We start from the raw sequence: 23,522 nt of genomic DNA on the forward strand, positions 1-23,522 counted from the left end.
GTTACCAACAGCGGGCTTTCGCACACATCGCCCCCCGTCGTTAGTTATTCCGCCGCGCCGTGCGCCTGGCGACGCCGGCCACGCTGACCGGTGTCAGCGGGCGACCAACCACCGCCTGGGCGTCAGGTATAAAGCTATGTACGCCCGGAATCGACAGCGCCTGGCCCACCTCCAGCGCGCACATCAGCACCAAGCCGGTCAGCAGGAAACCGCACGATTTCAGCAAGAGGTTCATTTGACTTTTCCTCGCACAAAATTGCTGGGCAAGTCCTCGGTGTTGGGAAGGTCTTTGAGCTCGATTTTCTTCGCGTTCGTCGAGTTGTTGAAAACGAAATCATCGGGCGCAACGCCATCGCCACTTTTCCAGTCACTCAACTGAATACTGTACTGCGGGCTTCCGGTAATTTTTTTCGAGGTGATGGAGTACCGGCACGGGTAGGGCTTATCGCCTTGGGCGATCCATATTTGCCAGTCCACCTCTTTTTTTCTGAACGCCAGGTGATCGCACTCAACGCCACCGATCACACCGCTGCCCAGGTCTTTGATGTTGTTCACGCCGTCCATCAATTGCGCTTGCGGGTTGGACATGAACAAGTCTGCGCCGGGAAGCGGCCGGTCGTATTTTTCTCTCAGCACGTCGAGCAAATGGTCGAGGGTGCCCGGCACCTCCACCTGTGCGTAAATATTCTTGCCCTTGCCGAGCAGGGTCAGTGTTTTGCCATCAAACAGCATCTCGACGTCGGCAAAGCCACTGGTGCGCGAGTTGCGGATTTTATCGGGCCGGCTGATCACCACAGCGCCGGAGCCTGCCAGGGCAAGTCGCTGTTGATCCTTGGTCACCACTTCCAGAATCGTGTCGTAGCTGAACGATAGGTTCTTTTGCGCAGACATGTAGTCGGACATGTTCTTAAGCAATTGCTTCGCGTAGGCCTCATCGGCCTGCGTGGCAGTCGACAGGCACAGTCCGATGATCAAACTGACCGCTGTTACAGACACCTTGGCTGAACAGGGCTTGAGGTACTGTCGGAGGATGGTGTTCATGAGGGCACCGCTTCGGGTTTGCGGATAAGTAACTCTAGCCCTCGCCCAGAACGCCAGGCTGCTTATTCTCCGACCGCTCATCTGAGGATGCGCGAGCGTCGCCTGGTCAGGATTCTGCTGATAGCTACGGGTGATGATCCGCCGCGAAATCGGCTTCAGTGCGCGCCTGCAAACGCCCCGTGCGACAGGCTAGCTGGAAGCGTTCGAAGTCGTCTTCGTTCTGCTTGGCGTAGCCTTGGGCGTATTGGTACAGCGCATCGGCCAGGGCATCGCTCTTACCGATGTAACCACTGATATACGGGGCGCAGCCTGAAGCTTTGGCGTGGGCATGCGCCAGGGCGCGCCCGCAGGCTCTGGCGTAGTCGCAAAAGGTCTGGTCGTCGAACACTTCCAGTTCGGCCGAAATCTTCATGTCGCGCAATTGGCGTACGTAGAAGTGACGACCGCTCGGGCCGGTGGTCCAGCCAAGGAACAGATCGCTGGCCGCCTGCATCAAGCGTTGCCCTTCAACGACCCGCTGGCCTTGATGCTTGACCCGTAAGCGGGTGTCTAGGTAGTTGGCGATCACCGAGCGGCGCGCTTCCTTGAACTGCAGAAACAGCGGCGCTTGCTGATCGTCGGTGAACAGGCCGACCAGGCAGCGGGTACCGACACTGCCGACACCCACCACTTTGAAGGCCAGGTCATGGATGTGAAAGCGTGAGAACAGCTCGCGGCGGTCAGCCTGCAACGTGGTTCGATACTCACGCAAACATTTGTTCAGGTACTTGCGCCAGTCTGGCAAACGCAGCCAGTCATCATCGATGTCGAGCAGCGTGCTGCTGCCATGCAGATGGAAAATCTCTGGCAAATCGTCGCGAATGATCAGGCGACCCTTGGCGTCGCGGTCGGTGATTTTCGGCAGCAGTTCGGCATGGTTGCGTCGTTCGGCTTTGGCAATGGCGCGGTCTACATGCTCGAGCGCACTTTTGCTTGCCTGGCTGCGTAAAACATCGAAGTCGATGGCGTCGTACCAGGTGTCCAGCGCGCTTTGTTCGGCGCATTCCAAAAGCGCGTCCTGATAGGTGCGTACCACCTGGCGGCAAACGGTCTCTGCCACTGAAGCGCTATGACGCAGGTCGCGGGCAGCCACCAGAAAACTCGCCACCAGGCGTTTCAGATCCCACTCCCAGGGGCCGGGATGGGTTTCGTCAAAGTCATTGACGCTGAACAGCAGGTTGCGCTCCGGAGTGGCGAAACCGCCAAAGTTCATCAGGTGGCAATCGCCACAGATTGGCGACACCAGGCCCATGTTCGTTGTGGTTGAAAGGTCGTGCGCCTGCAGCAAGGCATTGCCGCGGTAGAAGGTGAACGGCGACACCAGCATGCGCCCGTAGCGCAAGGCGACCAGCGACTCGACGCGGCCCTCACTTGACGCCTTGATCAGCGGGATCGGATTGCGCTTGACCTTGCCCAGCGCCGCCTGAGCGCTGCGTGGGCACTTCTTACGCGCCGCCTTGCCTTGCCTGAAACGATCGTTGAGCGTGGTCATCAGGACACTCCGCCGAGGCTGTTCACCCGGTAGGAGCGGGCTTGCCCCGCGATTGCGGTGTGTCTGATAAACCGCAATCGCGGGGCAAGCCCGCTCCTACCGGCTATTCGTCAATATCCAACTGCAAGTTGTAGTACTTGCTCTGGTCCGGGGTAAAGGTCACGACCATTCCGGTACGGCTGCAGTTGAGGGTCAGCTCTGCCGTAGTGTCGATCTGCAGGTCTTCACCGCGCAAGCCTTGCCACTGCGCAAGGTATTTGAGTGAGCCGAATTTTTCCCGCTTCTTCAAGGTCCGTTCTACACCACCTTTCCAACCCAGTACCGGCAACTCGCCGGCAAGGCAGCGTTGGGCGATTTCGGGGTGCTTCAGTGCACGTTCGCGACCAATTTCCCAGCAGCGGATCAGACCGTTGTCCGGGCCCTGCCAGGTGTCGATCCAGGTGAGCGTCGGGCGCAGTTCGAGGTGGATCGGGCGATGGACAATACGGCTCATACAGCCTCCCTGGCTGTTTGTTTTTGTAGGGGGTAGCGGATGCTACTAATTGGCCACTATTGGTGTCCAGCGCTGAGTACACACAGATACTGTCGACGCCAGATTGCAGGGTAGACCAAGCACAGGCATTTTCCCGCAACGCAAGTGCGGATCGTTGTTCACGGGCTGAGTAACTACGGTGCATGTAAAAGGGGGAGCAAAACGATTTGTACAGCCGGCTCAGTAGAACTGTCCTCTTGCAGAGGTCGGTGAGTGTCAGATTTCGGCAGTTCGATAACGAACACACGCTGATCGCTAACACCTCCCAACCGGCTCAATAGCTGGCGAACTTCGTGGGCTCGGTAGTTTACAAGGTCACGTTTGCGCGCAGACGCCGCTGAATTATCCAAGACACCAAAAATCAATACCCCAGCCGTGGGATCTGCCCGAAGTTTTTCCAGCGTGCTGGCAATGACAGCCAGCGCTTCGTTCGTCAGGCCAGACATGTCGGCCTCCAGGCTAACCGGGGTTAGCGTAGAGGGGCGCAGAGCGGGGATAGTGCCTTCAGTTGCAAATTCTGATGGCCGTTGTGGGGCGTTTACTGCGGATGAAAATACGGCAATGCTCACCAGGGTAAAAAGCCCGATCAGTAACACCATATTGATGGTGGTACGAATTCGGAAGTGCAGGCGGGTGAAGGCAGACCAGTTACCGATATCTGTCAGGATCTCATGGCGAATGTAGTACGCCTCTTTGTCTTTCTCCTCCCCAGTTCGTTGATAGAGCTCCCAGGCGTCGTCCGCGCGTGACTCCAGTTCTTCAAGGGTATTGATACCCGCAGGTAGTAGCTGATGCTTGTACCTTTCGAATTCTTTTCTGAGCGCCGAGAGTTCACGGCGTGTATATCGTTCCTGGCCATCCAGGTTGAAGTTCTGGTGTAGCGCTTCAGGGTAAGAAAGATCCGGCTGCAGGGACCGTAATAACAGGCGTAAGGCAATAGCAACAAGGGTGATAGTCAGGAGCAGGCTGATGGAAGCGACCCACCATTGTGTGGAAAACACCGCGAGTGCTCCATAGCCTGAGAACGGCGTCCCCGCCATCATCACACCGGCAATGCTGCCAAACACCAGGATCAACGTCTTGACGTTATCACGCAGGTTGGCTTTAGCCGTGATATAGGCGTCTGCGGTGGCCATAGGAAACCTTCGGATTACTCTGAGGGCATTTGCAGCAAGCGGATGCCAGTCAAACCGTTTTGCTGATCTCTAAGTGCTTCCTGAAGCGTTTCCAGTTGTTCTGGAAGTTGCAAGGCGTTTCGATCAATGCCGATGTCAAGAACATAGGGTTGGTTGTGGCCGCCGGTTAACCGGTACTGTTCATTGGCCAAGATCTGCTCAAGGTTGCTTTTTGACATATTGGCTATGTCACTGAGCGCGACAACGGCTTGTGTATCCATGTTGCTGCAATCGAATAGCTCAGGTAAGTCATCTTCGTCCAGATCATTGACGGTGAAGATCCCGATAACAGAGGGGCGTACCCGTGGGCGACCAATATCAGACGTTTTGTCTCCGCCCATTTGCTGGCTAACCGATCCGTTTGCGCCCGGAGAGGTAATGACGTCAGTCACCTTTGGTGGAAGGGGCACCTCGAGTGTTTCGCCATTGCACTGGATTCTGATGGTGTCGTAACGGGTAAAGGAATATTTGATCGTCATCGCAACACCCATTTGTCTCGGACATTATGAGTATTTGAATGGACAGATAATGGCAGACTGCCCTTGGTGCTTGTATTTAAGGCAAGCATGAAGGGAGTGGAAGTCAAGCCAGAGGCAGCCCGTCAATGATCAGACGGGCTGTTTTGGCTAGATTGAATTGTTATTGATGTAATAGGTAAAGTTTCAGCGTTTATCGCTGCACGGCCCAGTAGTCATGCAACGCCCGCGCAGCCGGCTCGATCGCCGCCACACGTTGACGGTGCAACACCACATCCAGATCTACCGGCAGTTCGAAATTGTCCTGCTCGGCGCAGTCGGTGATTTTCTGCAGTTGCAGGGCCAGGCCTTCGGGCAACTGCGGCCAGTTGCTGATCGACACACCACGCACATAGCCAAAGCACCATTCCTCGGCCAGGGTCAGCGGTTGGCCGTTGTGTTCGGTCTGGTCGAAGCGCGCACTGAAGGCGCCAGAGTCATTGGCCAGTTGGCTGGCCAGGTTGTTGAGGTGCTTGATGCTCAGGTCGATGAATTGCCGGCATTCTTCGGGGCTTTCCCATTGTGGCGTCTGGCCGCCCCAGATGGCCGGGAACCACTCGCTGATATCGAGCTGCGCGGGGCCCGAAACCAGTGCCGTGCAGAAGCCATCCAGCTCAGACATGTTGAGCACCGAGTGGTCGTCGCCGTACTTGAGCAGGGTGTCGTCGATGAACGTCAGCTCGCTGGCGGTGAGGGGGGCGATGGGCATGGAGGGGCTCCTTGGCGGGGTAGGCGGGCAAAAAGGCGGGGAGGATGGCCCTTTGCAGCAGATTTTTCCAGTGCTCGGTGCGCGTTGCCAGTGGAAGTTTAATTTTCTGTCAGCCTCATTCGTTCTCTTGGGTAGCCACCGTACGCACGCTGTGCCGCGGGCCCATTCAATTCAGGAGACAGGCAATGACATCCGTATTCGATCGCGACGACATCGTGTTCCAGGTAGTGGTCAACCACGAAGAACAGTATTCCATCTGGCCTGACTATAAGGCAGTACCGGCCGGCTGGCGCACCGTTGGCAAGCGTGGCCTGAAGAAGGAATGCCTGGCTTACATCGACGAAGTCTGGACCGACATGCGCCCGCTGAGCCTGCGCCAGAAAATGGCCGAAACCGCAGCATCGCACTGAGGGCCGCGGGGTGTCGTCACTGACCTTGTTGTGCCTGCCGTATTCGGGCGCCAGCGCCATGGTCTACAGCCGCTGGCGCCGCACGTTACCGGCGTGGATCAACGTGCGCCCTGTGGAGTTGCCCGGGCGTGGTGCGCGCCTGGGCGAGCCGCTGCACACCGATATGCACGCCTTGGCCCGGCAGTTGGCCAGTGAGCAGCGTCTGGCTGCCCACCAGCCGTATGCCTTGCTCGGCCACAGCCTTGGAGCACTCGTGGCGTTTGAGCTGGCCCATGAGCTGCAGGCGTTGGGCTGCCCGTCGCCACTGGCGCTATTTGCCTGCGGCACGGCGGCGCCGACACGCCGCGAAGACTACGACGGTGAGCTGTGGCGCGAGCCAAGAAGTGACGCCGCGCTGATCGAGGAGTTGCGCAGGCTCAAAGGCACCCCGGAAGAGGTCCTGGCCAATCAGGAACTGATGAGCCTGACCTTGCCGGTACTGCGTGCCGATTTTCTGCTGTGCGGCCGTTATGCCTATCGCCAACGCCCGGCCTTGCATTGCCCGCTGCATGTGTTGAGCGGCGAAGAGGATCGTGCCACAGAGACGCAGTTGCTGGCCTGGCGCCGCGAGACGCTGGGTGATTTTTCCCTGGAGACCTTTCCCGGCGGTCACTTCTTCCTCCATGAACATGAAGCGCGCGTGCTCGGTGTGCTCAGTGCCGCACTGGAGCCCCATCGAATGTCGGCCTGATCCTGTCTTGACGTGACCGCCAGCGCTGGGCGAGCCTTGGTGGCTCAATCACGACGCAGGTGCAGGGAATGTTGATCAAGGCGAACCAGGCCAGCTTGCTGGTCATCGATGTACAGGAAAAACTCATTGGTGCCGTCAGCGACCCGGCCGGCACGCTGGCGCGCACTCGCTGGCTGATGGCTGCCACCGCTGAGCTGGGGCTGCCGACGGTGATTTCCGAGCAATACCCCAAAGGTCTCGGCCCGACAGTCGCGGCGCTCAAGGAGGCATCGCCCGATGCCCGGATCGTGGAGAAACTGCACTTTTCCTGCGTCAGCGCCGAGTGCCTGCCGGCGTCCTTGCTGGCCCGTGAACAGGTGATCGTCTGTGGGATGGAAACCCATATCTGTGTGTTGCAAACCGTGCTCGGCCTGCGCGAATTGGGTAAGCAGGTATTCGTGGTCGAAGATGCCTGTGATTGCCGCGGTGCTCACAACCAGGCCGCAGGCATTGCGCGGATGCGTGACGCTGGCGCGCAGATCGTTACCCGCGAAATGGTGGTGTTCGAGCTGATGGAAATCTCGAGCCACGAACAATTTCGGCACATCAGCAAGACCTACATGGTTGGCGAACAACCCTGAACCGCCGAGGGTATTACATGCACGTCAGAGGTTTGCTGCTGGGCGTCGCCGTGCTGTTGACGGTACAAGGCTGCGTGACGCAGCGCGAGGCACCAGAAACCGATCCGGCCAAGGTGCAGGCGCAGATCCTGCGCTTGTTGCCTGCCGCCACCAAAGACCGTGAAGGCTGGGCGCGGGACATCCAGACCGCCTTCACCGCGCAGAAGATCACCCCGAGCCGCTCCAACCTGTGCGCCGTGCTGGCCGTGACCGAGCAGGAGTCGACCTTTCAGGCCGACCCGCAGGTGCCCGGCCTGGGTCGTATCGCCCGCCAGGAGATCGACCGCCGGGCTGCCAGCCTGCACATTCCCCAGATGCTGGTAAATGGCGCCCTGCAGACCCGCTCACCGAACGGCAAAACTTACAGTGAACGGCTGGCGGCGGTGCGCAGTGAAAAGCAGCTCAGTGCGATTTTCGATGACCTGATCGGCAGTGTGCCGATGGGCCGCACCTTGCTCGGCGACCTCAACCCGGTACGTACCGGCGGGCCGATGCAGGTCAGCATCGCCTTTGCCGAGCGCAACGCCCGTGACTATCCCTATAGCCATCAAGGCACGATTCGCCAGGAAGTGTTCAGCCGCCGTGGCGGCATGTACTTCGGCATCGCTCACTTGCTGGGTTACCCCAGTCATTACGAGCGCCAGTTGTACCGCTTCGCCGATTTCAACGCAGGCTGGTATGCCAGCCGCAATGCCGCGTTCCAGAGTGCCTTGAGCCGGGCCAGTGGGGTGCAGTTGGCGCTGGATGGCGACTTGATCGCGCCGGGGGCGATCCTGCCGGGCAACACCGAGAAAGCCGCGCGGCGACTGGGTGAAACGCTAGGCCTGCGTAACCCGAGCATTCGCGACCAGCTGGAGAAGGGTGACAGCCTGGAATTCGAAGACACCAAGTTGTACAGCGGCGTCTATGCCCTGGCGGAAGGCAAGCGGGGCAAGCCGTTGCCCCGTGCGCAATTGCCGGGGATCGAGCTGAAAAGCCCGAAGATCACCCGCAAACTGACCACGGCCTGGTTTGCCAACCGCGTTGATGAGCGATATCAGCGCTGCATGAAACGGTAGGGCTGTAGGAGCGGGCTTGCCCCGCGATTGCGGTTTATCGGACACACCGCATCGCGGGGCGAGCCCGCTCCCACAACAAGCCCCCCACAAGAAGACAGTTGTTCCCACCACCTTAGGTGAATACGGACGCATTTTCGGAAGCGTCTGACATCTTTCCCAATTAGAACTGGGTACTTTTTCCGGGTTGTTTTCCTCACCCGTTTAAGGAAAAACGTATGCCCATTTCGGCCAACCGCGCGCCTTTCAAATTATCAATTCCATCCGTCCGTAATGACTTCAAGGTCCTGGCCTTTCACGGCACCGAGGCCATCAGCCAGTTGTATGCGATTACGGTCGAGCTGGTCAGCGAGCACCCTGACTTCGATCTCGAGAGCCTGCTCGGCCAACCGGCGTTCCTTCAGTTTGGCGCCAGTGGCGAAGGCCTCCACGGCCACATCGAAGATGTCCTGGCCGGCGAGTCTGGCACTCGCCTGACCCGTTATCAACTGACCCTCGTACCCGCGCTGCACTACTTGCAGCTCAGCTACACCCCGCGGATCTTCCAGCAACTGACGGTGCCGCAGATCATCACCCAGGTACTGCAGGGCCACGGCATTCAGGCCGACGCCTTCACCTTCAATGTCAGCACCTGCAGCGAACGTGAATACTGCACTCAATACTTCGAAAATGACTATCAGTTTATTTTGCGCTTGTGCAGCGAAGAGGGCATTGCCTGGCATCACCTGCATAGCCCAGAGGGGCATCACCTGGTGTTCAGCGACCACCAGACCTTCTTCCCCAGGCTCGGCGCCACGCCCTACCGGCAAGGCGCCGGCAGGGTCGCCGAACACCCGGTGGTCAGCCAGTTCACCCACGGCCTCAGTAGCCGCACCAACACGGTGACGCAGCGCGCCTATGACTTCGAGCGCCCCAGCCGCCTGCTGGAAAAACAGGCCCGCGCCGACGTCGGCCCGGCCCTTGAAGACTATCGCTACCCAGCACCCAACGAAACCGAAGAACGCAGCAAACAGCTTGCCCGCCTGGCCCTGGAACGGCACCGTGTCGACTACGCGTCGGGCGAAGGCAGCAGCGACCAAGCGCAACTGCGCAGCGGTCACTTTTTCGACCTTACCGAGCATCCGCGCAAGGCCTGCAACAACCTCTGGCTGTTGCTCAGCGTCAGCCATGAAGGCAAGCAGCCCCAGGTGCTGGAGGAGTCGGCCAGCATCGATAGCCCGCCGAGCAAAGACGGCTTCAGCCAGGGCTACCGCAATCGCTTCAATGTCATCCCCTGGGATGTGTTCTACCGCCCACCACTGGTCAAGCGCCCGGCACAACTGGTCGCCCAGACCGCCCGGGTGACCGGGCCCGAGGGTGAAGAAATCTATTGCGACGAGTACGGCCGGGTGAAGGTCGAGCTGCACTGGGACCGCGCCGAGTTGAACAGCGACAAGAGCAGTTGCTGGCTGCGGGTGGCGTCGGGTTGGGCGGGCGCGGGTTATGGCGCGGTCACTGTGCCGCGCATCGGCATGGAAGTGCTGGTGACCTACCTGGAAGGCGACCCCGACCAGCCGCTGATCAGCGGGTGCATTGCCAATAAGCTCACAGCAACGCCTTATCCCTTGCCCGCCAACAAGACCAAGACCGTGTTGCGTAGCCGCAGCACGCCCGGCAGTGGCGGCTTCAACGAATTGTCGATCGACGACCGCAGTGGCCAGGAACTGATCTACCTGCGTGCCCAGCGCGACCTGGAACAAAAGATCGAGCACGACAGCCGCCTGGACGTCGGCAACGACTGGCGGGAAACCATCAAGGGCAACAGCATTTCAGTGCTCGAAGCTGAGGAACAGCGCACGGTGAGCGGCGACCGCAAGGTCGAACTCAAGGCCGACGATCACCTGCATGTCGGTCAGAGTAGCTACACCCAGGTCGGGCAAACGCTGGTGATTGAAGCCGGTCAACAGGTTCACTTTACTGCGGACCGCGATGTGGTGCTCGATGCGGGGGGCGGCCTCAGTCTGAGCGGCGGCGGGCAGCATATCGTCCTCGGCCCCGGCGGTATCTTCAGCAGCACCGAGATTCAACTCGGAGGTGCGCCCATCATCGGCACCGCAGCGGCACCGAAGTTGCCCGGCGAGCTTGACGGGCTAGCGACACCGCCGTCGCTAGAGACCTCGTCGCAGGGCAAAGCACTGGTGCGAAATGAGCCCTGGTGCGAAATCTGTGAACAGAAGACGCAGGACAACGCTCAGTGACTAGCGCTCCCCAAGCCAATTACCTGTTGATCGATGGTGCCTTGCGTGCCGATGCGCTGGCCAGTCTTTACGCCCTCGCCGAGCCGGTTGAGATCGAACCGCTGTACCTGGGTACCCGCTGGACCGAACTGAAGCACCTGGGCCCATTGTTGGTTGCGGTTGCAGATTCATCCACGCTGATCGGCGAAACCTGGCAACGCGCTGGCCAGCAGGCTGACGCCAGCCTGTTGTACAGCCAGGCGCCGCTGCGCGCGGTAGCCGATCATTTGCGACGTTTCATTGCACCTGCCGATGCACAGGGCAACAAGGGCTTGCTGCGCTTGGCCGATCCCTTGGTGGCGCGGCATTGGCTAGGCAGTTATCAAGACGCGCAGCGGGATGCTGTGCTCGGCCCGATTCAAGCCTGGCACTTGCCGCCAACACCACATGCCTGGGTGCTCGATGCGCCCCCTGAGTGGCTGACATTCACACGCTCGGCAGCGTCCCCAACATGGGTGGATGAATACGCCCGGTTCGCCGACGCACAAATGCAGGCGCTGGATCAGGCCGCGCGCTGGCGCTTCAAAGAGCGGTTGCACCAACGGCTCCAACACAGTCATTCCCAGCCACTGGCGCGCATCGAGAACGCCCGGTTGTCGCGCTGGCTCGATGAGCGTGTGGAAGAAGCACAGGCCTGGGGGCTGGTCAGCCAGCGCAGCCTCGCGATCTGGGTCGAGTACAGCCTGCGTTGGGGCGAGGGCTTTGCCCAGAACCTTCAATCGCCTTACCAGCGATGGCTGGCGCGTACCCCCAGTGCGCTGAAGCTCGCCCCGGAACTGCATATCCAGCAAATGGATAGCGACTGCCTGCACCTCACCGTGAACAAGGACGTGCAATGAATACTGCCGTAACAGAAGCCGAACTGAACCAGGCCCGGCGCAACCAGGAATTCACCAACGCGCCGCTGGGCATCGGCAAATGCGCCTTCCGCCACCCCGAAGTGTCGATTTTCCCAGTGCGCTATGCACTGGACGAATCACCGCACAGCAAAGGCAGCAACCAAGGGCCCAACCCGCTGCCCAAGGGCTGGACAGGCAAACTTCCCGCGCTGCACACCCGCAGCTACACCCTGCGCCAGTTGCGCGATGGCTGGCTGTACGTGTGGAACAGCAGCGACCAGACCTTCCATGAATACCAGGTCAGCGGTGAGCGTTTCACCCGCCACCTGTGGACCGACGTCCAGCTGTATCAGGATGCCCGCCACAACCCGAGCGAAACCCAGCCGTACCTGCTGTACCCGCGGCGCAGCCAGTTGCGCATCGCCTACTCGCCGGTGCAATGGACCTGGCGGATGTGCGAACTGATGCGCAGCAACCCTGCCGCCCAAAGCCGGTGGATGCGCGCGCTTGATCTGCCGGCGTATTGTGCCAGCGGCAAAACCGAGCATGGCGGCGATATTACTGAGCTGGGCAATGACGTCGCGGATATTTACGTCTTCGGCGCCAGCGCACCAACCTTCACCAGCACACTGTTGCCGACCACCGCCGGCGAGCCGGGCCAGCCGTACAAACCGGCGTTCGAAGAAGCCTTGGTGCGCGGTCGGGTGCCTGAGCAGGACACCGCGCTGTACATCGCCCTGGACGACCCGTTGGCCCTGATCGACGACCTGAGCATGAACCTGTCCGGTCGCCTGCAGGAACAGCAGCAGTTCGACAGCGTGCACCAAGCCAGCCTGGAAAGCGCCCTGGCCGTCGAGCGCTTGTGCGGCTTTGATACCGAAGCCTTTTTCCCCAAGACCCTGCACGACCCGCTGCAGCGCCAGGCCTACAGCGACGACCTGTACCGCCTGCTGGGCACCTTTGACGAGCTTGAACGCGCCAAGGACATGGTCCCGGCCGAGGAGGAACAGCTGGTGATGATGGGCGCGGCCAAGGAAGTCAGCGCCGCCCAGGCCCGCTTCAAGCAGACTTGGGGGCATCTGCCGGCCCACGCGGATTGGCAAGCCGCCCTGGAAGAATGGAACGCCAAGCGCTTATGGCGCGAAGACGTGCGCTTTGATGACCTGCGTCGTTACCTGAGCGAGGTCCGCGTCGAGGCGCAACAACTGCAAGCGCATTGCCAGCGCAGCGAAGCCGACCTGCTCACCTGGCTCAATCGCCTCAGCCCCAGCGCCGAAGCGGTGTACCACGACACCTGCAATCGCGAGCAGGCCCGCCAGTTGCTGGAAACCGCGCACATGCTCTACACCTTGCTCGGCAATGGCCAGCAAGGGCAACAGTGGCTGTGCCAGCAGGCCGAGCGCCCGAGCACCCTGTTTGGCCTGGCACTGTTCAACTTCAACGCGGAACTGGCCAGCCTGATCCGCACCCTGTCGCACAACTTCACCACCTACGGCACCCTTGACGACCAGGGCCGTCAAGGCGATGGCAGCAGCGGGGCGCTGACGCCGTCTTCGTCAGGCGACGCCACCAGCATGACCACCCGCGTCAATGAACTGAAAGCGGTGTTCGACCTCGAAAGCGTGCGCAGCAGCCGGCTGTACCAGACCCTGAGCAGTGTCACCCGCGAAGCCATGAGTAGCCTGATCGAGGTCGCCAACCACCAGGCCCGCGAGGCCTGGCACGGCCTGAGCGGCTTGCTGCTGCCGGCGATGAAACAGCACACGGCCTTTGCGCTCGTCGCGACCCAGGTGCTGATCTCCACGGAAATCGCCAGCACCACCCAACTGCTGTTCAACCCCGCCTACCCACGCGCGTTCCAGGCCTGGTTGCTGCACGTGCAAGCCCTGAATAACCAGATCGCGGGCGTCAAACGTGTGCTGCACACTCCCGGTCGGGTGCACGACCAGCGCGCCGCGCGTCGATCGCTGCAGATCCTTGAACAACAGCGGCAAGCGCGGTTCCTCGAACGTCCCATCCAGATCATCGCCAAAGCTTCGGGCAGTACCCGCTTGGAGGTCAGCTTGTGGCAAATCAACCACTGGTTCGAAAACCTCGGCCAGAACGAAGTGACGGCACAACTGAAACTGCTGGGCACGCGTGAATACCTGACGCGGACCAAAACCTGGATGGCGCAGAACCTCGGCAGTGCCCTGCCGACGGTGCTGGTGGGCCTGAACGCGTGGAACCTGTGGAGCAGTGCCCAACAGGCGCAAAACGACGGGCAGTTCACTGCGGATGAATGGCGCGTGATGGGGGCGAATGCGGCGTATGCGGGGAATGCGCTGGCGGCGTTGTGGGTTGGGCCGGCTTGGAGTCGGGCGGGGGGGATGGTTGGGAAGTTGAGCGATGAAACGCGGAAAGTTGCCCAGGCAAGCTACTCGGCATGGCTTGCAAAGTACAAAGCTGCCTCCGCAGGGAGCGCCCAAGCTGCGACGGCAAACGAATTTGCTACGGTGTCGAAAGGTCTGATTTTACGCACGGTGACGTGGGCTGCGCTGGGGGCTGTTGCGGCGGGTCTTGAGGCGTGGCAGATCTCCGAAGACATTGGCAGAGCCACCAGTGAGGAAGAGGAAAAATTGCTCACATGGAAGCTTCGCATTGTTAAAGGAATGGGGCTTGTTTCCACGGGCCAATTAATCGGTGCAGGCCTCGGCTATTGGTTGAGTTTCTCCTGGGTAATGTCGACGCCAGTGACGATCATTATTGCGCTGCTGGGTATTGCCTATTTTCTGGTCTCAATGGCCGCCAACCGTTTCAAGCGCGAGGGCCTGCGTTTGTGGCTGTACCGTTGCAGTTGGGGGCGTGGGTCAATCCCAGAATGGCGGGGTGACGGCAATCATCTCAAGCAGATGCACGCGTTGCTGGAAACCTTGCAACGCCCGACGGTAGTGGGAAGAGCCTTTTATAAAGACGGTGAGCGTGCCCTCAGGAGGTGGCTGGGCTTCTGGGTGCAGATTCAAGTGCCGACAGCGTTGGCCGGTAAAGAGTTGACCCTACAACCGACGGTCGTGAACCGGTGGACGTTGGAAGAAAACCTCACGGACTTCGAGCACAACAGGTTTTACGATCAGTTTCTAAATGGCCATTGGGTCGATCCGAAGCTACTGGGAGAGTTGCCCAGTGTTCCGGGCAACAGCCTGAGCTTATCCGACTTCACTTACACCCCGCAGGATCAACACCGCCTATGGCAAGTTTGGATCAATGATCCGACGGATAATCCGCTTCTCGAGATGGAGGTTAAATACCCGTCCGGTGTGTGGCAGGGCTCAAGCGGCCACAGTTACATGTTCCGGTTGGCACTGAAATGGGCGGCGAGTGAAGCAGACCGAGTCAAGTCTGCCGTAAGCGGGGAACTGCGGGAAAAAGATTCTGTTGTGATTTATAGTCAGTCCAGCAAATTAACGAAGCTGGTAGTCCCTAACTCAAGTGGTGGTTGAGCAATAATATGTTAAGTTTCAATAAGCCACTCGAGCTGCCGTCGCAGCTTGAGTGGAAGTTTGCGCATGAGCCAGAGCTGTTGGGCTGGACGATTCGGGCGCGTGATTATAATACGGTTGTGGCTAATGGCATGTTTGCTTTTATGTCTGTGCTGATAGTGTTTGGGGCTTATAGTGTGTATTCGATGCCGGCTCCAGGCGAGGGGGTGTTGTTCAGGATTGTAGTGGCTTTTTGTTTTTATTTGATCATAACTTGTGCAGTTCTTAGTATGACTCATCAAAAAGTGAATTTTGCCTATCGAATTTCTGGCTCTGGAGTTGAGTATTGTGTTTGGAAGGATTTTCCGGAGTGGGCTTTAACATTTTTAAAATGGCTTACAGGGATAACGGCGGTCATTTTTCTTTTCATAGCGACTATCGATCCTTCATTTTTGTTGGGTGCGTTGTTAGGTCCAGGGGGGATGGGGTTGACGTACCTTTCGATGGCGCACTCAAAAAATTACCGGGAAATGCATACCCGATACCATCACTATGCATTTAAATGGGCGGATTTTACGCAGCTTGCCATTGCAAGCAATCGAGAGGTGGTCGATTTGAAATACGCAATAACCATGGAAGGAGATGACTTTGAAACCCGTTGGAGTTTGAACATTTTTTGCAGGAGAAAGCAGAAAGAAAAAGTAGCGGAGATCATAAGGCCTTATCTTTCTCCGGACGTTCCTTTCATCAGGGCCAAGGTCAACGTTCCGCTCAGTACTGATTGACGGAACAAACACTCCAAATGGGTACGCCAGGAAGGCGACTGATTTCTGGGTGCAGATTCAAGTACCGGCAGCGTTGGCCGGTAAAGAGTTGACCCTGCAACCGACGGTCGTGAACCGGTGGACATCGGAAGAAAACCTCACGGACTTCGAGCACAACAGGTTCTACGATCAGTTTCTAAATGGCCATTGGGTCGATCCGAAGCTACTCGGTGAGCTACCCAATGTTCCGGGCAGCAGCCTGCGCTTAACCGACTTCACTTACACCCCGCAGGATCAACACCGCCTATGGCAAGTTTGGATCAATGATCCAACGGATAACCCGCTTCTTGAGCTGGAGGTTAAATACCCGTCCGGTGTGTGGCAGGGCTCAAGCGGTCACAGTTACATGTTCCGGTTGGCGCTGAAGTGGGCGGCGAGTGAGGCTGACCGAGTCAGCGATGCCGTTAGTGGGGAGTTGCGAGAAACAGACTGTGTTGTGATCTATGGCCCGTGCAGCAAGCTGTTGAAGTTGTCAGTCCCCAATTCAAGTGATGGTTGAGTTTAAACATGTTCATTTTTAATAAGCCCCTTGAGCTACCGCCGCAGCTGGAGTGGAAGTTTGCGCATGAGCCTGAGTTGATGGCGTGGACGATTAAGGCGCGGAATTACAATATATTTGTGGCTAACGGCATGTTTTTGTTTATGGCTATTTTTATATTGGGGTGTGCATTCGTTATGTACTCTGTGTATGAGGGAATGGATCAGCCGTGGCGAACGTTGTCATGCGTTTTTTTTTATACTCTTATGTTGTCTGTGACTTCATCTATGACCCATCAACGTATAAGTTGCGTCTATCGACTTACTGAGTCCGGGTTGGAGCACTGTGAGTGGAAGGATTTTCCAAAATGGGCGTTGACATTTCTGAAGTGGTTAACTGGTGTGGCGGCGGTTGTTTTTGTTTTCATGGCGACCATTGACCCATTATTTCTACTCGGCGCGCTAATAGGGCCGGGAGGGATAGGCTTGACGTATCTTTTGATGGCAAACTCAAAAGAGTACCAGGAGCTGCAAACTGAATATCACCACTTTGCATTTAAGTGGGCTGATATAGAGCGGCTCGCTGTTGTGACCAATAGAGAGATCGTAGAGTTCAAGTATGGCGTCGTCTTGAAGGGTAAGGACCATATTACACATGGCGGGGTTAATGTGTTTTGTAAAAGAAATAAAAAAACAGAGGTGGCTGATCTTATTAGGTCTTATCTTTCTCCAGATATACCGTTCATCAAAACCAAGGCTGACGTACCGCAGTATTAATTGAAGAGGCGATGCTGCCACTGAAAGCAGGGGAGGGCCTTTATCTAATGGCGGTGGCTGTACGCTGCGGAAGTGGCTGGATCTGTGCGCTTCTGGCATCGCCTCGCGGGGCAAGCCCGCTCCTACCTGTAGGAGCGGGCTTGCCCCGCGAGGCGATAAACGGGCCAAACCCGCGTCTACCAATGGACTCAGGTTTTGCGGGTGACCAGCGCGTTGACGACTTGCTCGATACCGGCCTTGAGCCCGGCAACGGTGTCTGGCGCACCGGTGTCGATCACCACCAGCCTGGCGCCCGATGCCGTGATCACATCCAGTACGGCCTGGCTTGGCTGTTTATGGTGCAGCACCAAGGCCACGTCCTGGCCTTTGAGCTCATCGCCCAGGCGTTTCAGGGCAGCAGCATCCCATTGATCGTCGGCCACGCGCGGGTGATCGATCAAGTCCAGGTTCAGGCCGCTGATCAGGTAGTCCAGGCGTTCGGAGAGGTTGACCACGCTGAGGTTGTCGGCGTCGGCCAGGCGCGACTCGCTGCTGGCGCTCAGCTCCAGCAACTGGCGTTTGAAGGTGGCCAGGTTGGCCTGGATCTTCGGCTGTTCGCTCGGGCTCAGGCGGCCGAGGTCGTTGGCCAGTACGTCGGCCATGCGTCCAAGGTTGCTGGGGTTGAGCCAGGGGTAGGCGGCAAAGGCGTTGTTGCCTTGCACGGCGATCCCCGGCAGTGCGCCGTCTACCGGGCGCGCGGCGTCGATTTCAACGATGCGGATGTTGCTGCGTCGCGCTACCGGGTACAGCGGGTCGTCGCTCCAGATCGAACGCAGGGCAATTACCGCATCGGCCTGGCTTGCGGCCTTTTGCAGGCTCGCAGCACCACGACCGCTGAAGTACGACGGCTGCCGCGACGCGGGAATGTTGGCCGGCGCGGCGCGCTGCAGGGTGACCGAGGTGCCGTCGAGCAGGGCGCTGGCCAGGGCGTGGGTGACCGGCAGTGAAGCCAGTACGGTAACGCCGGCGTGTTGCTGTACCGCTGTCGGTGGGGGCTGGGCCACGCTCAAGGCGGGCAGGGTGGCCAGCGCCAGGGCCAGGCACAGGTGTTTGAGTTCGAAGGTCATGCCGGGTTTCCTTGCAGGCGTGGAACAAGGCCGCGGGCCAGGGCGGCGAGGGCGAAGCAGCAGCCGGCGACGAGGATGATCGCCGCGCCCGAAGGCACCGGCAGGTCAAAGACGATCGGCAGCAAGATGCCCACTAGGGTGCTCAGGGTGGCGATCACTACCGAGGCCCAGAAGAAACCTTTGAGCGACTGGCTGATCAGGCGCGCCGCCGCCGCCGGAATCACCAGCAGGGCGCCGACCAGAATCGCACCAATGACTTTCACCGCCGCGACGGTGACCAGGGTCACCAGCACCACAAACAGGTAGTCCAGGCTCTTCACCGCCACCCCGCGTACCGCTGCCAATTGCGGGTTGAAGCTGGCGAGCATGATGCGGTTGTACAACGGCAGGGCCAGGGACAGCACCAGCGTACCGACAATGCCGAGTACCAGCAGGTCCTGGCCGCTGACAGTGAGCACCGAGCCGAACAGTACGTTTTCGAGGATGTGCACGTTGATCTTGCCGGCCAGCATCAGCAGCAGGCTGGCGCCCAGGGCCAGGGACACCGAGAGGAACACGCCGATCAGGGTGTCGGGTGACAGCCCGGTACGGTTGCGCAAAAAGTTCAGCAGGATGCCGAACAGCAGGCAGTAGCCGAACAGGCTGCCGTAGGGGCCGGTGTAGGGTTCACCGAGCAGGATGCCGATGGCCACGCCGGTCAGCGCGGCGTGGCCAACAGCTTCGGAGAAGAAGGCAAAGCGCTTGACCACCACCAGGGTGCCGAGCCCGCCAAGCACCGGGCCGATCATCAAGCCCGCCAGCAAGGCGTTGACCACAAAGCCATAGGCCAGGGCTTCAGGCAGGTAGCCAGCGCTGGCCCAGCCCTGGATCAGCAGGCGAATTTCTTCGTAGTTCATCAGGCGATGCTCTCGCTGCGGGGATGGATGGAGAACAGGCTGAGCAGGCGCTCCGGTGTCAGCGCTTGTTGCGGTGGGGCATCGAACAGCACCCGGCGGCTGAGTCCGGTGACCTTGTCGGCCAAGCGCGCCACGGCTTGCAGGTCATGCTCGATCCACAGCACCGTGGTGCCAGCGGCGCGCCAGTCCAGCAGCAGGCGTTCGAACACCTGGATGCCGGCTTCGTCGAGTGCCGACATCGGTTCATCCAGTACCAGCAATTGCGGAGCCGGGATCAGGCCCTGAGCCAGCAGCACACGCTGGCGTTCACCGCCCGACAGCGCGCCCATGCGCCGTTTGCGTTTGTCGAGCATGCCGACCCGCTCCAGCGCCGCATCGATGGCTGGGGCCACCTTGCGCGATAGGCCTAAAAACGCCGGGCGCCGCTGGCACATGGCAGCCATGAAGTCATCGACAGTCATGGGCAGGCCGCGGTCGAACTCCAGGGCCTGGGGCACGTAGCCGATGACTTGGGTATCGCCCGGCCAGGTCAAGGTCAGTTGACCCTGATGGGGCATCTGGCCGAGCAGGGTTTTCACCAGCGAACTCTTGCCGCCACCGTTGGGGCCGACCAAGGCATGCACGCTGCCAGCGGCGACCTTGAAGCTGACCTGATCGAGAATGCGCGTACGGCCCAGGGTCAGGTCGATGGCGGCGAATTCGATACCTGGCCCGCGGGCCTGGGTAATGACGGTTTCAGCCACGGTCATGCCTTGGACTCCTTGATCGCCCGCACCACGGTGTCGAGGTTGCGCTTCATCTCGACCTCGTATTTTTCCTTGCTGTAGTCGCCGTAGGAGATGTGGGTCAGCGGGTAGATCTTCACCCCAGACTCACGCTGGATGGTTTCGACGTAGGCCGAAGGGAAATCCATCTCCGAGAAAATCACTTTCACGTCCAGGGCTTTGAGCTGGTCGATGGTTTTCTTCAGCTGGCTCGGGCTGGGTTCGATGCCGTGGGCCGGCTCGACCACAGCGGTGACTTCCAGGCCGAATTCACGCACCAGGTAGTCGTAGGCGGCGTGAATGGTAGCAACGCGAAATTCCGCCCCGGGTGCTTCGGTGACCTGGGCCAGGGCGTCGGCGCGCAGCTTGCGCAGGCGCTTGGCGTAGGCGCGGGCGTTCTGGCTGTAGTACTTGGCGTTGTCCGGGTCGAGCTTGCCCAGCTCGCGGGCGATGTTGTTGACCTGGGCGATGCTGGCACTGATCGACAGGAAGGTGTGCGGGTTGACTACCTTGCCCGCACCGCGCGCCGCTACCCCGGTGGCCGCCAGCAGCGGCACGTTGGTGTTGGATTCGATCACGGTGATCTGCGGCTTTTCGCTGGCGGCGATCATGCGGTCGGCAAAGTCATCGTGACCGATGCCGTTGAGCACCACCACGTCGAGGCTGCCGATGCGCTTGATGTCTTCGGCGCGCGGCTCGTAGGCGTGGGGGTTGAAACCGGCCGGAATCAATGGCACCACCTCGGCTTTGTCGCCGACGATGTTGCTCACGTAGCTGTAGTACGGGTGCAGGGTGATGCCGATGCGCAGCGGTTTGCCCTGGCTGTCAGCCTGGGCCAGCACGGGCAGGGTACAGGCAAGCAACACAGTCAAAAGACGACGGGCGAGGCGGGAGCGAAACATGGGGCGTCCTTGGGTCAGTGGCGATGCTGGCGGGTGACGCCGGCGTCATAGTGGGCGGCGATCTGCTGCCAACCGGCGCCGATCAGGGCGGTAGGGGAGAGGTCGGTGGGTACGCTGGCGTCAGCTTTGCGCTGCAGCCAGACGTCGGCAGCGCCGTCATGGGCGGCAGGCACCAGCAGCAGGAAGCTACCCGCCACCGTGGCTGACTGGCTCAGGCCCAGGTAGGCCTGTTCGCCCAGGCGCTGCCACTGGTGTTCACCTCGGCTGGCGCTGCTGGCGTCCACAACGAACGGCGGGAAGCCTTCTTCGGCCAGCACAGCAACGTCGAGCAGGCCTGGCTGTTCTTCGCGGCGCAGCTGGATTTCTTCGAACGCCACCCGCAGGTCGGCGTACACACCTTGTTCGGCCGCGTTGAGGTCACGGCGGGCATCGAGCTGGTGGGCTTCGATGCTGACTTCGTCGTGACGCTCGCCGCGCAGGGCGACAATGCCGGCAGCCACAGCCAGAATCAGCAGGCTGACCAGCAGCACATACAGGGTTTCATGCCCGGCACCGGCCGGGCGTACCACTTGCACCCGGCTCATTGCTCGATATCTGCGTAGTCGATTTCCACCACGTGGCCGGGGCCGGCGTCGAACAGCACGTAGAACTCGCCTTCAGGGCGCTTGAAGGTCAGTTTGGAGTTCTCGCCAAGCTTGCCCGGCACAAGGATTTCTTCGTTGTAGCCGATCACGTCGAGGGTCACGCCCGGTGCGCCGCTGCCATCGGAAAAACCGCCGGTGCATTCGATCTGCCCGCCGTCGATCGGCTTGCATTCGCACATCGGGTTGTGCGCCAGCGCCGGGCTTGCCGCACCCAGCAACAACGGCAGCAGGAGCAGCCTGCGGGCCTTGGACATCATGATTTGCCTCCTTGTTGTTTCAGCCAGGCGACGGTGGCCGGCGATGCCTTGCTCAGGGGGATCGACACTTGTTGCATGCTGCCGTCCCAGCCTTCGAAGGTCAGCCACAGATCGGCGTCGGGGGATGTCTTGACCGGGATGTTGACCACGCCGGTCATGCGATACGGGGTGCCGGAGAACAATGCACCGGCGGCGCGTAGGCTGCGCGGCTTGCCCACCCGCAGGTACACCGCCTTGACGTCGGTGCAAGTGCTGCACAGGGCAATCTTGAACTGTTTGAAGTAGCCGGCCGGGCCGTCGGAGCGCGGTGCTTCGTCGAAGCGCTCGGCAATCTGCACGCTCCACTTGCCGGCCGTCAGCTCACCCAGCTCGCGCTCGCCCAGGCCGATTTCGCCGCGGTTCATCGAGGCTTCATGCAGGTACTTGGGCATCAGCCCGAGCGGTATCAGCAACAGCAGAATGTTCAGGTGAAAGCGCCATTTGAGCCACCACCGCCGCAGCGGGCTTTGCTCGATCACTGCTGCCTTGCTCATAGGCTGGCCTCCGAAGGCGATGGGCTGGTCGCGGTGTCCTTGCGTGGGGTACGCGCTTCACGCTTGAGCGCGGCAGCGGTGGCCTGGGCGGTGCGTTTGGTCCAGATCAACAGGCCGCTGAACACCATCATGCACAGCAAAATGCCGAAGAACGCCCAGATCAGCTTGACCCACAAGCCACCGAAGTCGCCGGTGTGCAGGGGGCGCATGGACTCGGTGACAAACTCCAGGGTCGAGCGGTCGCCGACCATGAACGAAGCCTCGACCTTGTTGTTGAACGGGTTGACGTTGACGGTCTCGAACATCAATGGATACCAGCCGCGCCCGCCCATGTAGTAGTGCGAATAGGCATTGCCCGGCAGGCTGATGAACGACACCTCAAGGCCCGGGAACTGCTGCATGGCGGCGCGCTCGGCGTCATCCAGGCTCAGGCGCGGCGGTACTTCGCCGTTGGCGGTGCGCGGCACGTCTTCGCGGGAAATCGCCGGTACGATCGGTTCGCTGGAAATGGTCACGTGGTTATCGGCCAGAATCGCCTGGATCAGAAACCAGATGCCGGTGACGGAAATGGTGGCGATAAACCAGATCGACCAGATGCCGCTCAGGCGATGGAAGTCGCCCCAGAAGATTCGCGCGCCTTGGCCCAGGCGCAGGGTCGGCTTGAGAAAGCCCTTCCAGAAACGCTTGTACACCACCAGCCCGGTGACCAGCGAAGCCAGCATCGGCAGGCCGAGCAGCGACACCAAATACCAGCCCCAGCTGTAGCCGTTGGTGAACGGCACCAGCCACCAGCCGTGCAGGGCACGGGTGAAGGCCTCGAAATCGAAGGTCGGGCTCTTGCCCTGGATCACTCCGGTGTAGGGGTTCACATACAGGATGGGCGAGGTGCCATCCGGGTAGGTGACGCTGGCGGTGAGGGCGAAATGGTCTTCGCCGGGGCGGCTGATGTAGTTCACCGCCAGGTCTGGCTCGGCCTTGAGCATGGCGTCGTAGGCTTGCTGGTAGCTCAGCAGGGGGCTGTCATCGCTGGGCTTGTTGGCACGCACATCCGGGTTGGCCAGCCACACGATCTCCTGGCTCAGTACCGCCAGGGTGCCGGTGACGCAAACGATCAGGACGAAGAACCAGATGGGCAGCGCTAGCCAGCTGTGCACCAGGAACCAGAGTTTTGAGCGGGACTTTTTCGACATGAGTACAGGTCTTGTTTCGAAAAAAATGGGGGCGATGCAAAGCATCACCCAGGCGTCGAGCACGGTAGGTGGTCGGTGTTGTTCTCTATATAGGACGAATGAGAATCGAAAACCTGCTAGTCAAAATGCAAAAAAATATTTCAAAGCGTCTGGCCCGGGGGTTTGCACAAGGGCTAAATCCATCGAATTGAGTTTCGTTCCTATCTGCATACGAGTGCTCCA

General features: G+C 59.9%; 25 protein-coding genes. 10 read left to right on the forward strand and 15 right to left on the reverse strand.

Annotation, left to right across the window (positions count from 1 at the left end):
* Positions 1–40: 40 nt before the first annotated feature.
* The 7 genes from ACP6KB_RS09480 to ACP6KB_RS09510 form a co-directional block, all read right to left on the reverse strand.
* Positions 41–235, reverse strand: a complete 195-nt coding sequence (locus ACP6KB_RS09480) for a hypothetical protein (protein WP_442113469.1) — start codon at positions 233–235, stop codon at positions 41–43.
* A complete protein-coding gene (locus ACP6KB_RS09485; protein WP_442113470.1) occupies positions 232–1,041 on the reverse strand; it encodes a DUF2092 domain-containing protein in 810 nt (269 codons plus the stop codon). Before ACP6KB_RS09485 ends, ACP6KB_RS09480 begins: the two co-directional genes overlap by 4 nt.
* A 124-nt stretch (positions 1,042–1,165) precedes the next feature.
* Positions 1,166–2,572 carry a DUF2252 domain-containing protein gene (locus tag ACP6KB_RS09490; RefSeq protein WP_442113471.1) on the reverse strand — a complete coding sequence of 469 codons (1,407 nt, stop codon included), beginning with the start codon at positions 2,570–2,572 and terminating at the stop codon, positions 1,166–1,168.
* 103 nt (positions 2,573–2,675) lie between these two features.
* The gene (locus ACP6KB_RS09495) at positions 2,676–3,065 is read right to left on the reverse strand and encodes a hypothetical protein (RefSeq protein WP_442113472.1); all 390 of its coding nucleotides are present in this window, start codon (positions 3,063–3,065) and stop codon (positions 2,676–2,678) included.
* Positions 3,066–3,238: 173 nt separating this feature from the next.
* Positions 3,239–4,240, reverse strand: a complete 1,002-nt coding sequence (locus ACP6KB_RS09500; RefSeq protein WP_442113473.1) for a hypothetical protein — start codon at positions 4,238–4,240, stop codon at positions 3,239–3,241.
* Positions 4,241–4,254: 14 nt separating this feature from the next.
* Positions 4,255–4,758 carry a hypothetical protein gene (locus ACP6KB_RS09505; RefSeq protein WP_442113474.1) on the reverse strand — a complete coding sequence of 168 codons (504 nt, stop codon included), beginning with the start codon at positions 4,756–4,758 and terminating at the stop codon, positions 4,255–4,257.
* A gap of 190 nt (positions 4,759–4,948) precedes the next feature.
* Complete coding sequence (locus tag ACP6KB_RS09510; RefSeq protein WP_442113475.1) at positions 4,949–5,503, reverse strand: UPF0149 family protein; 555 nt, start codon at positions 5,501–5,503, stop codon at positions 4,949–4,951.
* Positions 5,504–5,688: 185 nt separating this feature from the next.
* Here ACP6KB_RS09510 and ACP6KB_RS09515 point away from each other — a divergent pair, with 185 nt between their 5' ends.
* The 10 genes from ACP6KB_RS09515 (at position 5,689) to ACP6KB_RS09560 (ending at position 17,008) form a co-directional block, all read left to right on the forward strand.
* On the forward strand, positions 5,689–5,913 hold the full coding sequence (locus tag ACP6KB_RS09515) for an MbtH family protein (RefSeq protein ID WP_442113476.1): 225 nt from the start codon (positions 5,689–5,691) through the stop codon (positions 5,911–5,913).
* A 10-nt stretch (positions 5,914–5,923) separates the two neighbouring features.
* Complete coding sequence (locus ACP6KB_RS09520; RefSeq protein ID WP_442113477.1) at positions 5,924–6,643, forward strand: thioesterase II family protein; 720 nt, start codon at positions 5,924–5,926, stop codon at positions 6,641–6,643.
* A gap of 68 nt (positions 6,644–6,711) precedes the next feature.
* Complete coding sequence (locus ACP6KB_RS09525; RefSeq protein ID WP_442113478.1) at positions 6,712–7,263, forward strand: hydrolase; 552 nt, start codon at positions 6,712–6,714, stop codon at positions 7,261–7,263.
* 17 nt (positions 7,264–7,280) lie between these two features.
* A complete protein-coding gene (locus ACP6KB_RS09530; protein WP_442113479.1) occupies positions 7,281–8,360 on the forward strand; it encodes a DUF1615 domain-containing protein in 1,080 nt (359 codons plus the stop codon).
* 215 nt (positions 8,361–8,575) lie between these two features.
* Positions 8,576–10,594 carry a type VI secretion system Vgr family protein gene (locus ACP6KB_RS09535; protein ID WP_442113480.1) on the forward strand — a complete coding sequence of 673 codons (2,019 nt, stop codon included), beginning with the start codon at positions 8,576–8,578 and terminating at the stop codon, positions 10,592–10,594.
* Positions 10,591–11,472 (forward strand): DUF4123 domain-containing protein, encoded by an 882-nt coding sequence (locus ACP6KB_RS09540; RefSeq protein WP_442113481.1) that lies wholly within the window; start codon positions 10,591–10,593, stop codon positions 11,470–11,472. The genes ACP6KB_RS09535 and ACP6KB_RS09540 overlap by 4 nt, the downstream gene beginning before the upstream one ends.
* Complete coding sequence (locus tag ACP6KB_RS09545) at positions 11,469–14,951, forward strand: T6SS effector BTH_I2691 family protein (RefSeq protein ID WP_442113482.1); 3,483 nt, start codon at positions 11,469–11,471, stop codon at positions 14,949–14,951. Before ACP6KB_RS09540 ends, ACP6KB_RS09545 begins: the two co-directional genes overlap by 4 nt.
* Before the next feature lie 8 nt (positions 14,952–14,959).
* A complete protein-coding gene (locus ACP6KB_RS09550) occupies positions 14,960–15,715 on the forward strand; it encodes a hypothetical protein (RefSeq protein ID WP_442113483.1) in 756 nt (251 codons plus the stop codon).
* A 49-nt stretch (positions 15,716–15,764) separates the two neighbouring features.
* Positions 15,765–16,253: a hypothetical protein gene (locus ACP6KB_RS09555; protein WP_442113484.1), complete on the forward strand. Its 489-nt coding sequence runs from the start codon at positions 15,765–15,767 to the stop codon at positions 16,251–16,253.
* A gap of 8 nt (positions 16,254–16,261) precedes the next feature.
* Positions 16,262–17,008, forward strand: a complete 747-nt coding sequence (locus ACP6KB_RS09560) for a hypothetical protein (RefSeq protein WP_442113485.1) — start codon at positions 16,262–16,264, stop codon at positions 17,006–17,008.
* 188 nt (positions 17,009–17,196) lie between these two features.
* On the opposite strand, the gene ACP6KB_RS09565 is transcribed toward ACP6KB_RS09560, so the two are convergent.
* Genes ACP6KB_RS09565 through ACP6KB_RS09600 form a run of 8 tightly spaced genes read right to left on the reverse strand, consistent with a single transcriptional unit; the run spans position 17,197 to position 23,300 of the window.
* The gene (locus ACP6KB_RS09565; protein ID WP_442113486.1) at positions 17,197–18,114 is read right to left on the reverse strand and encodes a metal ABC transporter solute-binding protein, Zn/Mn family; all 918 of its coding nucleotides are present in this window, start codon (positions 18,112–18,114) and stop codon (positions 17,197–17,199) included.
* On the reverse strand, positions 18,111–19,010 hold the full coding sequence (locus ACP6KB_RS09570) for a metal ABC transporter permease (RefSeq protein WP_442113487.1): 900 nt from the start codon (positions 19,008–19,010) through the stop codon (positions 18,111–18,113). Before ACP6KB_RS09570 ends, ACP6KB_RS09565 begins: the two co-directional genes overlap by 4 nt.
* Positions 19,010–19,759: a metal ABC transporter ATP-binding protein gene (locus ACP6KB_RS09575; RefSeq protein ID WP_442113488.1), complete on the reverse strand. Its 750-nt coding sequence runs from the start codon at positions 19,757–19,759 to the stop codon at positions 19,010–19,012. The genes ACP6KB_RS09570 and ACP6KB_RS09575 overlap by 1 nt, the downstream gene beginning before the upstream one ends.
* Positions 19,756–20,676, reverse strand: coding sequence for a metal ABC transporter substrate-binding protein (locus tag ACP6KB_RS09580; RefSeq protein WP_442113489.1), 921 nt, complete (start codon positions 20,674–20,676; stop codon positions 19,756–19,758). Before ACP6KB_RS09580 ends, ACP6KB_RS09575 begins: the two co-directional genes overlap by 4 nt.
* A gap of 14 nt (positions 20,677–20,690) precedes the next feature.
* Complete coding sequence (locus ACP6KB_RS09585; protein WP_442113490.1) at positions 20,691–21,260, reverse strand: DUF6162 family protein; 570 nt, start codon at positions 21,258–21,260, stop codon at positions 20,691–20,693.
* Positions 21,257–21,577: a hypothetical protein gene (locus ACP6KB_RS09590; RefSeq protein ID WP_442113491.1), complete on the reverse strand. Its 321-nt coding sequence runs from the start codon at positions 21,575–21,577 to the stop codon at positions 21,257–21,259. Before ACP6KB_RS09590 ends, ACP6KB_RS09585 begins: the two co-directional genes overlap by 4 nt.
* Positions 21,574–22,110, reverse strand: coding sequence for a thiamine pyrophosphate-binding protein (locus ACP6KB_RS09595; RefSeq protein ID WP_442113492.1), 537 nt, complete (start codon positions 22,108–22,110; stop codon positions 21,574–21,576). Before ACP6KB_RS09595 ends, ACP6KB_RS09590 begins: the two co-directional genes overlap by 4 nt.
* Positions 22,107–23,300, reverse strand: a complete 1,194-nt coding sequence (locus tag ACP6KB_RS09600) for a PepSY-associated TM helix domain-containing protein (RefSeq protein ID WP_442113493.1) — start codon at positions 23,298–23,300, stop codon at positions 22,107–22,109. Before ACP6KB_RS09600 ends, ACP6KB_RS09595 begins: the two co-directional genes overlap by 4 nt.
* Positions 23,301–23,522 lie beyond the last annotated feature (222 nt).

It is taken from the genome of Pseudomonas sp. NUPR-001 (assembly GCF_052147955.1).
Classification (GTDB): Bacteria; Pseudomonadota; Gammaproteobacteria; order Pseudomonadales; family Pseudomonadaceae; genus Aquipseudomonas.

Excerpts from the sequence above, each read along its gene's own strand:
- ACP6KB_RS09480 (WP_442113469.1), bottom strand. The coding sequence starts at position 235 with ATGAACCTCTTGCTGAAATCGTGCGGTTTCCTGCTGACCGGCTTGGTG.
- ACP6KB_RS09485 (WP_442113470.1), bottom strand. The coding sequence starts at position 1,041 with ATGAACACCATCCTCCGACAGTACCTCAAGCCCTGTTCAGCCAAGGTG.
- ACP6KB_RS09490 (WP_442113471.1), bottom strand. The coding sequence starts at position 2,572 with ATGACCACGCTCAACGATCGTTTCAGGCAAGGCAAGGCGGCGCGTAAG.
- ACP6KB_RS09495 (WP_442113472.1), bottom strand. The coding sequence starts at position 3,065 with ATGAGCCGTATTGTCCATCGCCCGATCCACCTCGAACTGCGCCCGACG.
- ACP6KB_RS09500 (WP_442113473.1), bottom strand. The coding sequence starts at position 4,240 with ATGGCCACCGCAGACGCCTATATCACGGCTAAAGCCAACCTGCGTGAT.
- ACP6KB_RS09505 (WP_442113474.1), bottom strand. The coding sequence starts at position 4,758 with ATGACGATCAAATATTCCTTTACCCGTTACGACACCATCAGAATCCAG.
- ACP6KB_RS09510 (WP_442113475.1), bottom strand. The coding sequence starts at position 5,503 with ATGCCCATCGCCCCCCTCACCGCCAGCGAGCTGACGTTCATCGACGAC.
- ACP6KB_RS09515 (WP_442113476.1), top strand. The coding sequence starts at position 5,689 with ATGACATCCGTATTCGATCGCGACGACATCGTGTTCCAGGTAGTGGTC.
- ACP6KB_RS09525 (WP_442113478.1), top strand. The coding sequence starts at position 6,712 with ATGTTGATCAAGGCGAACCAGGCCAGCTTGCTGGTCATCGATGTACAG.
- ACP6KB_RS09530 (WP_442113479.1), top strand. The coding sequence starts at position 7,281 with ATGCACGTCAGAGGTTTGCTGCTGGGCGTCGCCGTGCTGTTGACGGTA.
- ACP6KB_RS09535 (WP_442113480.1), top strand. The coding sequence starts at position 8,576 with ATGCCCATTTCGGCCAACCGCGCGCCTTTCAAATTATCAATTCCATCC.
- ACP6KB_RS09545 (WP_442113482.1), top strand. The coding sequence starts at position 11,469 with ATGAATACTGCCGTAACAGAAGCCGAACTGAACCAGGCCCGGCGCAAC.
- ACP6KB_RS09550 (WP_442113483.1), top strand. The coding sequence starts at position 14,960 with ATGTTAAGTTTCAATAAGCCACTCGAGCTGCCGTCGCAGCTTGAGTGG.
- ACP6KB_RS09560 (WP_442113485.1), top strand. The coding sequence starts at position 16,262 with ATGTTCATTTTTAATAAGCCCCTTGAGCTACCGCCGCAGCTGGAGTGG.
- ACP6KB_RS09565 (WP_442113486.1), bottom strand. The coding sequence starts at position 18,114 with ATGACCTTCGAACTCAAACACCTGTGCCTGGCCCTGGCGCTGGCCACC.
- ACP6KB_RS09570 (WP_442113487.1), bottom strand. The coding sequence starts at position 19,010 with ATGAACTACGAAGAAATTCGCCTGCTGATCCAGGGCTGGGCCAGCGCT.
- ACP6KB_RS09575 (WP_442113488.1), bottom strand. The coding sequence starts at position 19,759 with ATGACCGTGGCTGAAACCGTCATTACCCAGGCCCGCGGGCCAGGTATC.
- ACP6KB_RS09580 (WP_442113489.1), bottom strand. The coding sequence starts at position 20,676 with ATGTTTCGCTCCCGCCTCGCCCGTCGTCTTTTGACTGTGTTGCTTGCC.
- ACP6KB_RS09585 (WP_442113490.1), bottom strand. The coding sequence starts at position 21,260 with ATGAGCCGGGTGCAAGTGGTACGCCCGGCCGGTGCCGGGCATGAAACC.
- ACP6KB_RS09590 (WP_442113491.1), bottom strand. The coding sequence starts at position 21,577 with ATGATGTCCAAGGCCCGCAGGCTGCTCCTGCTGCCGTTGTTGCTGGGT.
- ACP6KB_RS09595 (WP_442113492.1), bottom strand. The coding sequence starts at position 22,110 with ATGAGCAAGGCAGCAGTGATCGAGCAAAGCCCGCTGCGGCGGTGGTGG.
- ACP6KB_RS09600 (WP_442113493.1), bottom strand. The coding sequence starts at position 23,300 with ATGTCGAAAAAGTCCCGCTCAAAACTCTGGTTCCTGGTGCACAGCTGG.